Here is a 13,429-nt window from a genome sequence, read left to right on the forward strand (position 1 = left end):
CGCCGGGGCGTTTTTTCCAATCCGGCGGGCGGGGTCGCATTTTTGCAAAAAGGCGGTATAATAAAGAAAAAATCGCGGCGGAGGTGAGCCGAAGATGGAGCGCATCTTTCTTTTGGAGGACGACGAGGCCCTGGGCCGGGGCGTGGCCATGGCGCTGGCGGGGCCGGACCGGGAGGTGAGCCGGGCGGCCAGCCTTGCCGAGGCAAAGGCGGCGCTGGCGGAGCGGCGCTTTTCGCTGCTGGTGCTGGACGTGAACCTGCCGGACGGCAGCGCCCTGGACCTGGTGCGGGGCCTGCGGGCGGCGGGGGACGAAACGCCGGTCATCCTGCTCACCGCCAACGACCTGGAACTGGACGAGGTGACCGGCCTTGAGGCCGGGGCGGACGACTACATCACCAAGCCCTTCTCCCTGGCGGTGCTGCGGGCGCGGGTGGCGGCCCGGCTGCGCGGCGGGGCAAAGCCCGCCGCCGGGGCGCTGGCGCTGGGGCCCTTCACCTTCGACTTTGAGCGGATGGACTTCCGCCGGAAAGGGGCGGCCATCGAGCTTTCCAAGGCCGAGCAGAAGCTGCTGCGGGTGCTGGTGGAGAACCGGGGCCACGCGGTGAGCCGGGCCATGCTGGTGGACCGGGTGTGGACCGACGCAGCGCAGTTTGTGGAGGAGAACGCCCTGTCGGTGACGGTGCGGCGGCTGCGGGGCAAGCTGGAGGCCGACCCGGCCCGGCCGGAATACCTGAAAACGGTGTACGGCATCGGCTACACCTGGGCGGTGGAGCCATGACCGGCTGGGTCATCGCCGCGGCGCTGCTGGCGCTGGCGGGCATCATCGCTCTGGGGGCGGGCCTCGCGGCGCGCCGGCGGGCCGCCCGCACCCTGGACCGGGTGGAGGAGATGCTCACCGCCGCCATGGAGGGCCGCTTTGCGGAGGAACACTTTGACGAGAGCCGCCTTTCGGCGCTGGAGGCGCGGCTGGCCCGGTACCTGACCGCCAGCGAGACCTCGGCGGGCCGGGTGCGGCAGGAAAAGGACCGGCTGGCGGGCCTTGTGGCGGACATCGCCCACCAGACCCGCACCCCGGTGGCGAACCTGCGGCTTTATTCCCAGCTGCTGGCGGAGCAGCCCCTCTCCCCCGCCGGGCAGGACTGCGCGGCGGCCATCGACGCCCAATCGGAAAAGCTGGGCGTGCTGGTGGAGGCGCTGGTCAAGACCAGCCGGCTGGAAACGGGCCTGCTGGCGCTGCACCCCGCGCCGGGGCCGCTGGAGCCCCTTCTGCGCCGGGCGGCGGCCCAGTACGCCCCCGCGGCGGCGGAAAAGGGGGTGGCCCTCACAGTCAGCGAAGCGGCGGGGGAGGCGGTGTTCGACGAAAAGTGGACGGAAGAGGCCCTGTGCAACCTGCTGGACAACGCCGTGAAGTACACCCCCGCCGGGGGCAGGGTGACGGTGGAGGCGCGGCTTTACGAGATGTTCGCCGCCATCCGCGTGGCGGACACCGGCCCCGGCATCCCGGAGAGCGAGCACGCCAAGATCTTCGGGCGGTTTTACCGCTGCCCCGGGGCCTATCAGGCGCGGGGGGTGGGCATCGGCCTCTACCTTGCCCGCCAGATCGCCCAGGGGCAGGGGGGCTATGTGAAGGTGGAGAGCGCCCCCGGCAGGGGCAGCGTCTTTTCGCTGTGGCTGCCCCGGCAGTGAGGCCCGGGCGGACGGCGCAAAAACTTGTGTCAGAACTGTCACATTCCCGACAGCACCGGGAAAGATGTTTGTGATAAAGTCTGTGTTGTCGCAAGGACGCACAGACTTTTTCTTTGGGAGGAAAGACCAATGATCGTTTTGCAGACCCGGGGCCTCAAAAAGGTCTACGGAACAGGGGAGGCCCGGGTGCGGGCGCTGGACGGCGTGGACCTGGACGTGGAACAGGGGGAGTTCGTGGCGGTGGTGGGCACCTCCGGCTCGGGCAAAAGCACCCTTCTGCACATGCTGGGCGGGCTGGACCGCCCCACCGCCGGCACCGTGACGGTGGACGGGCGGGACATCTTCGCCCTTTCGGACGAAGCGCTCACCGTGTTCCGCCGGCGCAAGATAGGCTTTGTGTTCCAGGCCTACAATCTGGTGCCGGTGCTCAGCGTGTGGGAGAACATCGTGCTGCCGGTGCAGCTGGACGGCCGCCGGCCGGACAAAGCCTACCTTGCCCAGGTGGTGGAGGCGCTGGGCCTTGCGGAAAAGCTGGACCGGCTGCCGGGGCAGCTCTCCGGCGGCCAGCAGCAGCGGGTGGCCATCGCCCGGGCGCTGGCGGCCCAGCCGGCCATCCTGCTGGCGGACGAGCCCACCGGCAACCTGGACTCCAAGACCAGCCAGGACGTGCTGAGCCTGATGAAGGTGACGGGGCGGCGCTTTGCCCAGACGATGGTGATGATCACCCACAACGAGGAAATTGCCCAGCTGGCGGACCGCATCGTGCGCATCGAGGACGGGCGCATCGTGACGAGGGGGTGAGGGCATGAAGGTACAAAACCGCACCTGCGTGCGGCGGCTGAGCCTGCGGGCCCTGGCCGCCAGCCGCACCCGCAATCTGGTGGCGGTGCTGGCCATCGCCCTCACGGCGGTGCTTTTCACCAGCCTGTTCACCATCGCCCTGTCCATCAACGAGGGCTTTCAGCAGGCCACCTTCCGCCAGGTGGGCGGCTATGCCCACGGGGGCTTCAAGTACATCACCGAGGAACAGGCGGAACTGTTTGCTTCCGACCCGCCGGTGAAGGCCCACGGCCTGCGGCGCTTTTTGGGCATGGTCGAAGGGGACGCTTTCACGAAGGACCATGTGGAGGTGAGCTGGGCGGACGAGAACGAGGCGGACTGGATGTTCCTTGCCCCCACCACCGGGCGGCTGCCCGCCGAGGGCACCGACGAGGCCGCGGCGGACACCCGGGTGCTGGAGCTGCTGGGGGTGGAGCCGGAACTGGGCGCGCAGTTCACCCTGCCCATCAACGTGGACGGCAAGCTCACCGAAGAGACCTTCACCCTCTGCGGCTGGTGGGAGAAGGACGAGGCCACCTTTGCCTCCCACGTGCTGCTGCCCGAAAGCCGGGTGGATTCCATCCTGGAAAAGCTGGGCGTGGCCCCGCCGGGGGCGGACGGCATGACCGGGTGCTGGAACCTGGACGTGATGTTCTCCTCCTCGCTGAACATCGAGCAGAACCTGCGGGACATCCTTGCCAATTACGGCTACCAGTGCGACGAGCCGGGGGAAAACTACGTCGATATCGGGGTGAACTGGGCCTACACCGGGGCCCAGCTGAGCATGAAGCTGGACGCACCCACCCTGCTGGCGCTGGCCGGGGCGCTGGGGCTCATCCTGCTCACCGGCTACCTCATCATTTATAATGTGTTCCAGATCTCGGTGGCGGGGGACATCCGCTTCTACGGCCTGCTCAAGGCCATCGGCACCACCCCCCGCCAGCTGCGGCGCATCATCCGCATCCAGGCGCTGGCCCTCAGCGCGGCGGGCATCCCGGCGGGGCTTCTTCTCGGCTGGCTGCTGGGCGGCGCGCTGGTGCCGGTCGTCACCGCCCGCCTCAACGGGGTGGCCCCGGTGGTGAGCGCCAGCCCGGCCCTCTTTGCGGGGGCTGCCCTCTTCGCCCTCATTACCGTGCTCATCTCCTGCCGCCGCCCCGGGCGGATGGCGGGGCGGGTGTCGCCGGTGGAGGCGGTGCGCTACACCGAGGGCCGCGCCCCGAAACCCGGCGCGCGGCGGCGGGCCAAGGCGGTGTCGCTGCCCGCCATGGCGCTGGCCAATCTCGGCCGCAGCCGGGGCAAGACCGCCCTGACCATGCTGTCGCTGGCGCTGGCGGTGGTGCTGTTCTGGGCCACCACCGCTTTTGCGGGCAGCTTCGACATGGACAAATACACCTCTTACTTCACCGCCACCGACTTCATCCTGGCCAATGCCGCCCACTTCCAGACCGGCAGCGAAATTTTCAACCCCGACCAGGCCCTGCCCGAAGAGGCCATCGAAGCGGTGAACGCCGCCGGGGGCGTGGCCGACGGCGCGCGGGTCTACGGCCGCACCTCGCTGGTGCTGGAGTTCGTCACCGACGACTATTACCGGGGCCTGCACGGCCGGTGGTACACCGAAGAGCAGCTGGAGGCCATGCTCCGCTCGAAAGGGCGCAATGAGGCGGGCCGGGTGGAGGACACCGCCCAGCTCTACGGCATGGAGCCCTTCGCCCTGGACCAGCTGAAGGTGCTGGAGGGCGACCTTTCCAAGCTGAACGACCCAAGCGCCAACTGCATCGCGGCGGTGTACACCGAGGACGACTACGGCGACCTTGTGGCGGACAGCCACTGGGCAAAGCTGGGGGACACGGTGACCCTGCGCTATGCGGAAAAGCTGGAATATGTGGACACGAACACCGGCACGGCGTACAGCGACCTGACCGAAGTTCCCGCCGGGGCAGACCTCGTTGAGCGGGCGGTGGAGTACCGGGACGTGGACTACACCGTGGCGGCGCTGGTGGCGGTGCCCAACGCCCTGGACTACGGCTACTACGGCGCGGACGAGTTCGTGATGGGCTCCGAGACCTTCCTGCGGGACACCGGCACCGACAACATCATGTACTACGCCTTCAACGCCGAGGAGGGGGCCGGCGACGGCCTGGAGGCGTTTTTGCAGAACTACACCGGGAACGTGGACCCCACCCTGGACTACGAGAGCAAGGCCACCTTCGCGGCGGAGTTCGAGAGCATCCGGCAGATGTTCCTTCTGTTGGGCGGCGCGCTGAGCTTCATCGTGGCGCTGGTGGGGGTGCTGAACTTCTTCAACGCCATCGTCACCGGCATCAGTTCCCGCCGGCGGGAGCTGGCGGTGCTGGAGGCGGTGGGCATGACCGCCCGCCAGCTGCGCACCATGCTGGCGCTGGAGGGCCTGGGCTACACCCTGGGCGCGGCGGCGCTGGCCCTGGCGCTGGCGGCGCTGGCGGGGCCGGTGCTGGGCGCGGCGGTGGAGCGCATCGTCTGGTTCTTCACCTTCCGCTCCAGCCTCTGGCCGGTGCTGGGGCTGGGCGCGGCCTTCGCGGTGCTGGGGGCGGTCATCCCCCTGGCGGCGTGCCGGGCGGCCCGCCGCCGCCCGGTGGTGGACCGGCTGCGGCAGGAATAACGGCAGGGGGCGGCCCGAAGGGGCCGCCCCCCTGCTTTTTTGTGTCCGAAGTGGGGGAAAAAGGTGAAAAATCGCCCCCGAACGGCACAAAAAACGGCGGAAGATTTGCACTGGCGGGCAAAAAGGTGTAAAATAGCACCGAGACCGTGCCCGCCGCTGTTCCAGGCGGGCAGCAGACCAACGACAAGGAAAGGGGTCCCAGTCGTGCATTCCAAAAAAAGCAATTCTTCCGATCTTGCCGCCAAGATCCGGGCCTTTATAAAAAGCCCTGCCGGCATTCCCATCCTCGCGGGCGTGGCCGGTGTGCTGGTGGTGGCCATCATCGCCGCCATCGTGTTCGCCGTGCGCGCCGGCGCCGAGCCGGGCAGCGCCTCCAACAGCACTTCCGGCGCAGCGGACGATTCCTCCTACGACGCCGAGGCCGGCAAGGTGAACAAAGAGGAGTTCACCGGCACCATCCTGCCCGAGACCGAGGACGCCGGCCAGGAGTATCTGGACAACACCCTCTTCATCGGCGACTCCAACACCGCCCGCTACATGTACTACGGGCCGGACGACAACTCCGACGTGCACTTCACCACCATCGAGAACACGGTGGGCGTGGTGAGCGCCGGCGTGCAGAACATCACCAGCCTCAAGTGGGAGCACTTTGTGGGCAAGGGCGAGATGGCCATCCCCGAGATCGTCAAGATCATGCAGCCCCAGCGCATCATCATCTGCTTCGGCACCAACAACCTCACCATGGAGACCGACACCTTCATCGACTACTACACCGAGGGCCTTGCGGCCATCCACGAGGCCTATCCCTACGCCGACATCATCGTCAGCGCCGTTCCCCCGCTGGACCAGGAGCGCTCCAACTCCAACCTGTCCATGAAGCAGGTGGACCGGCTGAACACCGCCATCGTGGAGATGTGCGAGGAGGAAGGCTACAAGTATCTGGACACCAGCGAGGCTCTGGAAGACCCGGAGACCGGCTGGGCCAAGAAGGATTACACCCTCGCGCTGGACGGCGTGCATCTGAGCAAAAACGGCGCGCGGGCGCTGTTCAGCTACATCCGCACCCACGCCTACATCACCGAGGACACCCGCCCGAAGCCTTTGAAGGACATCCCCAAGATCAACGGCGTCACCCCCGGCCTCATCACCCAGGACCCCATCGGCGTGAGCGGGTCCAGCGGCGCGGTGCCGGTGGAGATCTCCGCCGGTGAGGGCGGCCACATCGTGGGCGAGACCAGCCAGAGCGTGCAGAAGGGCAAGCAGACCAGCATGATCACCGCCGTGGCGGACGACGGCTGGGAGTTCGACCACTGGTCGGCCAGCATCGGCTTCGTTGACCAGCAGGAGAGCATCATGTTCACCGTGCCCGGCGACGCGGACGCCAACGGCGTGTTCCTGACCGCCCACTTCCGCAAGGTGGAGGAGGAAGAGCCCGATCCCACCGCTTCGCCCACGCCCAGCCCCTCTCCCAGCCCCACGCCCGTGCCCGGTTCTTCCAGCAGCACGGCGTCCTCCGGCAGCAGCAGCACGCCGGCCAGCAGTTCCAGCACACCTTCCAGCAGCAGTTCCGGCGCGAGCAGCACCACACCCACGGTGACCTGCACCATCTGCGGGCAGACGGGCCATGACGCCAGTGCCTGCCCCAACAAGTGCCCCACCTGCGGCGGCAGCAAACTGGACGGCCACACCCACACCACCTGCCCCGGCTGCGGGGCAACGGACGTGACCCATGAGACATGCCCCTATTGCGGCGCTTACACCTGCACCGGGCATGACCCTGCCGCCTGCTCCAGCAACCCGGCCAATCAGCCGCCTGCCAACGTCGGCAGCAGCACCACCACCGAAACGGCGAGCACCCAGCCCACCGAGCAGCAGCCCGCCGCGTAAATTCCATTCATTCGACAAAAAGGCCTTCGCGGGCCTTTTTGTTTTTGCCCCACCGGCAAAGGAGGAACCCCATGGAACACACCGCCCCCAAAAAGGGCCTGTTGCGGCGCTTCTGGCCCTATCTGAAAAAGTATAAGCGCATTCTGGTCTTTGACCTTTTCTGCGCGGCGCTGACCACCCTGTGCGACATGGTGCTGCCGCTCATCATGCGGTTTCTGACCAACACCGCCACCACCGACGCCTCCCTGCTCACCGCAGGGTTGGTGCTGCGGCTGGGCCTTTTGTATCTCGTGCTGCGCGTCATCGACGGCCTTGCCAACTACTACATGGCGGACATGGGCCACGTGATGGGCGTGTATGTGGAGACGGACATGCGCCGCGACGCCTTTTCCCACCTGCAGCGGCTGGGCTACACCTACTACTCCAACACCAAGGTGGGCCAGATCATGGGCCGCATCACCAACGACCTGTTCGATGTGACCGAGTTCGCCCACCACTGCCCGGAAGAATTCTTCATCGCCGCCATCAAGATCGCCGCCAGCTTCATCATCCTGTGCCAGTCCAGCGTGGCGCTCACCCTCATCCTCTTCGCCTGCGTGCCGCTGATGGGTGTGGTGTCCACCATCATCAACCTGAAATTGCGGGCGGCCTTCCGCCGCCAGCGGGTGCAGATCGGCGAGCTGAACGCCCGCATCGAAGACAGCCTTTTGGGCGAGCGGGTGGTGAAGGCCTTCGCCAACGAGGCGGTGGAAATTGAAAAGTTCCGGCGGGACAACGAGGCCTTCAAGGCCATCAAAAAAGAGACCTACCGCTTCATGGCGGCGTTCCAGACCAGCACCCGCCTGTTCGACGGGCTGATGTATCTGGTGGTCATCGTGGCGGGCGGGCTGTTCCTGGTGAGCGGGCGCATCGCCGCCGGGGACCTTGTGGCCTACATGCTCTATGTGACCACCCTCATCGCCACCATCCGCCGCATCGTGGAGTTTGCCGAGCAGTTCCAGCGGGGCGTGACCGGCATCGAGCGCTTCTGCGAGATCATGGACGCGCCCATCGAGATAACCGACGCGCCGAACGCAAAGCCCCTGGAGGTGAAGGCCGGGGCCATCCGGCTGGAGAACGTCTCCTTCGAGTATCCCGACGACCACAACCGGGTGCTGCGGGGGGTGGACCTGGAAATTCGCCCCGGCGAAAAGCTGGCGCTGGTGGGGCCCTCCGGCGGCGGCAAGACCACCCTGTGCAACCTCATCCCCCGGTTCTACGACGTGACCGGCGGGCGCATCCTCATCGACGGGCAGGACGTGCGGCAGGTAACGCTGGACAGCCTGCGGGGCGCCATCGGCGTGGTGCAGCAGGACGTGTACCTCTTCAGCGGCAGCGTCTATGAGAACATCGCCTACGGCAAGCCGGGGGCTTCCCGCCAGGAGGTGGAGGCGGCGGCAAAGCTGGCCGGGGCCCACGAGTTCATCACAAAGCTGAAGGACGGCTACGACACCTATGTGGGCGAGCGGGGCGTGAAGCTGAGCGGCGGCCAGAAGCAGCGCATCTCCATCGCCCGGGTGTTCCTCAAAAACCCGCCCATCCTCATTCTGGACGAGGCCACCAGCGCGCTGGACAACGAGAGCGAAGTGCTGGTGAACCGCAGCCTGGAGGCGTTGGCCAAAGGGCGCACCACCCTGACCATCGCCCACCGGCTGACCACCATCCAGAACGCCGACCGCATCCTGGTGCTGGGCAAAGAGGGCATCGAGGAGCAGGGCACCCACGCCGAACTTCTGGCAAAGCAGGGCGTCTACTTCCGGCTGTGGAACGGCCTTGTGGGCGCGGAAGAAGAATAAGACAGACGGCAAGCGCCGCCTCTCTCCAAAACAGGAGGGGGGCGGCGCTTTTTGTTTTGCCGGGGCGGGGGAGGGGAGCCAACGCGGTGCGCAGCCGGGGAGGGGCCCTGTCCTCCCGCACCCAGCCGAGGCGGAGCCCGGTTTTCCCCACGTAGTGCGCATCAGAACGGACACTTTTCTTCGTCCTGAAAAGTGTCCGGGATGCCGCGTGCGGTGGGGAGAAACCGGGCGAAGCATTTCTTTCAAAGCTGCCCTTTTCCTTGCCCGGGCGGCGCGAGGGGCCAGGGAGTTTTGCGCAGGGTGGCCGCGCCCCTGTCCGCCGCCGCACGCGGCGTTTCGGACACGCTGCACTCGCACCGTGCAGCGTGTTCGCTCCGAGGTGCACTACGCGGCGACAGGGCCGCGTCTGGCTCGGCTGGCATCAGGCGGCGGGTCGGGCGAAACGGGGGAGCCGCCCCGCCTTCCTCCCGCGCCCGGCCCGGCAGCACGGGGGCACCACCCTTCGTTTGCATCAGAAGCGATGCCGCGTGCGAGGGTGCATGCCCCCGGGCGGACGCAAAAAAGGCGGCAAGCCTGAGCGAAGCTCAAACCGCCCCTCCGCCTGCATTTATAAAAAACCTTTCCAAATCTTAAGGCAGGGCAAAGGCAGGGGAAAGAATGGGGCGGTATACTCACTTCTCGAAAGGAGGCGGACGCCATGCAAGACCCTTCGCCGCGCAAACGGCCCATCGTGGAAGTGCGGGGCCTGCGCAAAGAGTACCCCCTGGGGGACGAGACGGTGGTGGCCCTCAAACACATCGACCTTTCCATCATGCGGGGGGAGATATGCTGCATCTTCGGCACCTCCGGCTCCGGCAAGAGCACCCTGCTCAACCAGCTGGCGGGCATGGAAAAGCCCACCCGGGGCGAAGTCCGCATCGGCGGCGCGCCCATCTCCCGCATGAGCGAGGAACAGCTGGCGGCCTTCCGCCAGCGGCACCTGGGCTTCGTGTTCCAGTCCTACAATCTTCTGCCCAGCCTCACCGCCGCCGAGAACGTGGCCATGCCCCTGTTGTTCCGGGGGGTGCCCCCCGCCCAGCGGGATGCCGCTGCCCGGGCCATGCTCAAGCGGGTGGGCCTGGGCCACCGGATGGACCACTACCCCGCCCAGATGTCCGGCGGCCAGCAGCAGCGGGCGGGCATCGCCCGCGCCTTCCTGGCCCGGCCGGACGTGGTGTTCGCCGACGAACCCACCGGCAACCTGGATTCCAAGACCACCGTGGAAGTCATGGAGATGATCTGCGGCTTCGCACGGGATTTCCACCAGACCATCATCCTGGTCACCCACGACCCGGAAATGGCCCGTTATGCCGACCGCATCGTGACCCTCATCGACGGCCAGATCGTGCGGGAGGAAGTGAAACAAAGGAGCGTGCAGTAACATGAAACAGTTCTATTTCCGCCGGGGCGTCGCCTCGCTGATGGCGCTGCTGGCGTTGAGCCTTTTGAGCCTGCGGGCGCTGGCGGACGAAGGCACCGTGCCCCCCGCCCCGCCCGCCGCCTCCGGGAGCAGCTCTTCCGACCCCGCGCCTGCCCCCGCCCCCGTGCCGGGCGTGCTCATCAGCCGCAGCGACATGGCCGACCTGCCCGCCGGCAGCGAGGCGGACGTCACCGTCTACTTCCGCAACCTGGGCGACGTGACCCTCAAGGGCCCGGTGGCCGCTTTCTCGCCCGCCGACGGCGTGAGCATCGCGGGCGGCGCGTCCAGCTTCCTGCTGGACGACATCCCCGCCGGCGGCACCGGCAGCGTGACCCTGAAGCTGCGCGCGGCGGACACCGCCGCCGGCGCCCAGAGCCTGCCGGTGGAGCTGCGCTTCACCTATGGCGAGGACGCCCCCGCCTCCGGCGCCGCCACCGACCGGCTGACCATCCCGGTGAAGGCAAAGCCCGCCGCCGCCCAGCCGCTGGTGCTCATCAGCCGCTCGGACATCTCCAGCCCCATCTCCCCCGGCGAGGTGTTCGATTTGGTGCTCACCTTCAAGAACACCGGCGACGTGACGGTGAAGAACGCGGCGGCCACAGTGGCCCCCTCCGAGGGCCTGAGCCTTCTGAACGCCGCCTCCACCTTCCCGGTGTCGGACATCGCCCCCGGCAAGACCGCCTCCATCACCGTGAAGCTGCAGGGGGCCGGTCAAATTTCCTCCTCCGCCCAGAGCCTCTCGGTGGACCTGCGCTACACCTACGGCAGCGCCGCCACCGCCGCTTCCGCCTCCGACCGGCTGAACATCCCCGCCAAGGCGGCCTCTTCCGCCTCCAGCGTGGAAAAGCCGGTGCCCAACATCGTGGTGCAGAAGTTCGACTACGGCGGAAAGGCCGTGGCCGCCGGCGGGCGGTTCCCCCTCTCCTTCACCTTTGAGAACACCGGCACCGCCAAGGTGGAAAACATCGTGGTCACGGTGGACGGCGGCGAGTGCTTCACGGTGGACGGCGGCTCCAACACCGCCCACTACGACGGTCTTGCCGCCGGCAAGACCCTCACCCAGGAGCTGCCCCTGCAGGCGGTGCCCACCTGCAAAAGCGGGGCCCAGGCCATCACGGTGAGCTTCAAATACGAATATGTGGACGCGGGCAAGCGCAGCGCCGTGACCTCGGACATCCGTCTGTCGGTGCCGGTGAGCCAGCCGGACCGCTTCCAGCTGAACCAGCCCGCGGCGGCCTCTTTCACCGCCGGCGAGGAGGGCGAAGTGACCCTGGCCTATGTGAACAAGGGCCGGGCGGACATCGGCAACCTGGAGGCCCAGCTGGTGGGCGAGGGCTTTGAGTCCCCCGCGAAGGTGCAGTACCTGGGCAATGTGGCGGCGGGTACGTCGGGCAGCATCGGCTTTGCCCTGACCCCCGAGGCCGCCGGCAAGCTGGACCTGACCATCAAGGTGACCTACGAGGACGCCGACCTACAGACCCAGACCAAGGAGTTCCCCCTCTCGCTGACGGTGGAGGAGGGCGCGCCCGAGCCGGACTTTGCGCTGGACGACGCGGACCTGGCCCCCGCCCGGCCCGCCTGGCTGCCGGTCATCCCCGCCACGGCGGCGCTGGCCGCCGCCGCGGGCACCGCCTTCTTCCTGGCAAAGCGGCTGCGCCGCAAGGCCGCGGGCGAGGACCCGGCGGCCGACGCGTGGAGCTGGGCCGAGGTCCCCGGCGAGGATGAGCCGGAGCAGCCGAAGGAGGAATGACCCATGCGCAAACAGGACCTGTTTCGCCTGTGCCTGCAAAACCTTCTGCGCAAGCGCTCCCGCACCTTTCTCACGGTGCTGGGGGTGGTCATCGGCGGATGCTCCATCGTCATCATGGTGTCGCTGGGCATCGGCATGAAGGAGGCCCAGGACAAGCTTCTGGCAGAGCTGGGCGATCTGACCATCATCACCGTCACCGCGCCCCAGGGCGGGCGCGGCAAGGTGAAGCTGGACGACGCGATGGTGGCCCGGCTGAAAAAACTGGACGGCGCGGTGGCGGTGATGCCCCGGCAGACCATCGATCTGCCGGACCTGCACCTTTACGCCGGCAGCGCAAGGCGCTATGTGGCGGACTGGGTGACGGTGACCGGGCTGGACACCGCCGGCATGGAGGCCATGGGCTTCAAGCTGGAAAAGGGCGAGCGGCCCCTGAAGCCCGGCGAGGTGGTGCTGGGCCAGTACGCGGCCTACAACTTCCGGGACACCCTGCGCCCCGAGGGCTCCAACATGGTGGACCGCTGGTCCGCCGGGTGGAACGAGGACACCGGCAAGCTGAACGACCCGCCCCCCGCCTACTTTGACCCGCTGAAGGAGCCGCTGGTGCTGGAGGCGGAGAACGGCGAATACAAGACCAGCCTCACCCTCAAGCCGGTGGCCCTTGCCAAGGAGGACTACTCCAAGGGCATGGAGACCGGCGAGGGGGTGCTGATGGACCTGAAGGACCTGAAAGTCCTCACCGAAAAGCTGCATCTGGTCAAAAAGGGCGCGTCGCCCTACCAGTCGGTGCTGGTGAAAGCGAACAGCATCTCCCAGGTGGCGGCGCTGGAAAAGCGCATCCGCGCCCTGGGCTGCGCCACCGAATCCATGGAGAGCATCCGCGAGCCCATGGAAAAAGAGGCCCGGCAAAAGCAGATGATGCTGGGCGGCCTTGGCGCCATCAGCCTTGTGGTGGCGGCCATCGGCATCACCAACACCATGGTCATGTCCATCTCCGAGCGCACCAAGGAGATCGGTGTGATGAAGGCCCTGGGCTGCTATGTGCGGGACATCCGCGCCCTCTTCCTCGCCGAGGCGGGCTGCATCGGCCTGATGGGCGGCATCGTGAGCTGCGTCATCAGCTTTGTGGCCGCCTTCATCGCCAACATCGTGACCTTGGGCGGGCCGACCGCCGAAAACCTGCGCATCGCCCTTCTGGGCGGCGACGGCCCCGCCCGGGTCTGCGTGACGCCCCCGTGGCTTTTGCTCTTCGCCATCGCCTTCTCGGTGCTCATCGGCCTGGGCTCCGGCTACTACCCCGCCAACAAGGCGGTGCGCATCCCGGCCCTGGAAGCCATCAAGAGCGACTGACCCATTCC

9 protein-coding genes are annotated in these 13,429 nt (G+C 67.4%); all 9 read left to right on the plus strand.

Going from position 1 to position 13,429, the window contains the following annotated elements:
* Window positions 1-94: 94 nt before the first annotated feature.
* The 9 genes from ACMI1Q_RS08735 to ACMI1Q_RS08775 all read left to right on the plus strand — a co-directional run bounded on the left by ACMI1Q_RS08735 (window position 95) and on the right by ACMI1Q_RS08775 (window position 13,421).
* Entirely contained in the window at window positions 95-778 is a 684-nt protein-coding gene (locus ACMI1Q_RS08735; protein ID WP_419503503.1) for a response regulator transcription factor, read from the plus strand.
* Window positions 775-1,686 (plus strand): sensor histidine kinase, encoded by a 912-nt coding sequence (locus tag ACMI1Q_RS08740; RefSeq protein ID WP_419503504.1) that lies wholly within the window; start codon window positions 775-777, stop codon window positions 1,684-1,686. Before ACMI1Q_RS08735 ends, ACMI1Q_RS08740 begins: the two co-directional genes overlap by 4 nt.
* 129 nt (window positions 1,687-1,815) lie before the next feature.
* Entirely contained in the window at window positions 1,816-2,487 is a 672-nt protein-coding gene (locus ACMI1Q_RS08745; RefSeq protein ID WP_419503505.1) for an ABC transporter ATP-binding protein, read from the plus strand.
* A 4-nt stretch (window positions 2,488-2,491) separates the two neighbouring features.
* Window positions 2,492-5,143, plus strand: a complete 2,652-nt coding sequence (locus tag ACMI1Q_RS08750) for an FtsX-like permease family protein (protein WP_419503506.1) — start codon at window positions 2,492-2,494, stop codon at window positions 5,141-5,143.
* 204 nt (window positions 5,144-5,347) lie between these two features.
* Window positions 5,348-7,030, plus strand: coding sequence for a GDSL-type esterase/lipase family protein (locus ACMI1Q_RS08755; protein ID WP_419503507.1), 1,683 nt, complete (start codon window positions 5,348-5,350; stop codon window positions 7,028-7,030).
* A gap of 71 nt (window positions 7,031-7,101) precedes the next feature.
* A complete protein-coding gene (locus ACMI1Q_RS08760; protein WP_419503508.1) occupies window positions 7,102-8,865 on the plus strand; it encodes an ABC transporter ATP-binding protein in 1,764 nt (587 codons plus the stop codon).
* Between the two features lie 697 nt (window positions 8,866-9,562).
* Window positions 9,563-10,285: an ABC transporter ATP-binding protein gene (locus ACMI1Q_RS08765; RefSeq protein ID WP_177522725.1), complete on the plus strand. Its 723-nt coding sequence runs from the start codon at window positions 9,563-9,565 to the stop codon at window positions 10,283-10,285.
* A gap of 1 nt (window position 10,286) precedes the next feature.
* Complete coding sequence (locus ACMI1Q_RS08770; RefSeq protein ID WP_419503509.1) at window positions 10,287-12,074, plus strand: COG1361 S-layer family protein; 1,788 nt, start codon at window positions 10,287-10,289, stop codon at window positions 12,072-12,074.
* A 3-nt stretch (window positions 12,075-12,077) separates the two neighbouring features.
* On the plus strand, window positions 12,078-13,421 hold the full coding sequence (locus tag ACMI1Q_RS08775; RefSeq protein ID WP_417025043.1) for an ABC transporter permease: 1,344 nt from the start codon (window positions 12,078-12,080) through the stop codon (window positions 13,419-13,421).
* The last annotated feature ends 8 nt before the right edge of the window (window positions 13,422-13,429 follow it).

The organism is Candidatus Allofournierella excrementavium (assembly GCF_048526665.1).
Taxonomy (GTDB): Bacteria; Bacillota; Clostridia; order Oscillospirales; family Ruminococcaceae; genus Allofournierella_A; species Allofournierella_A excrementavium.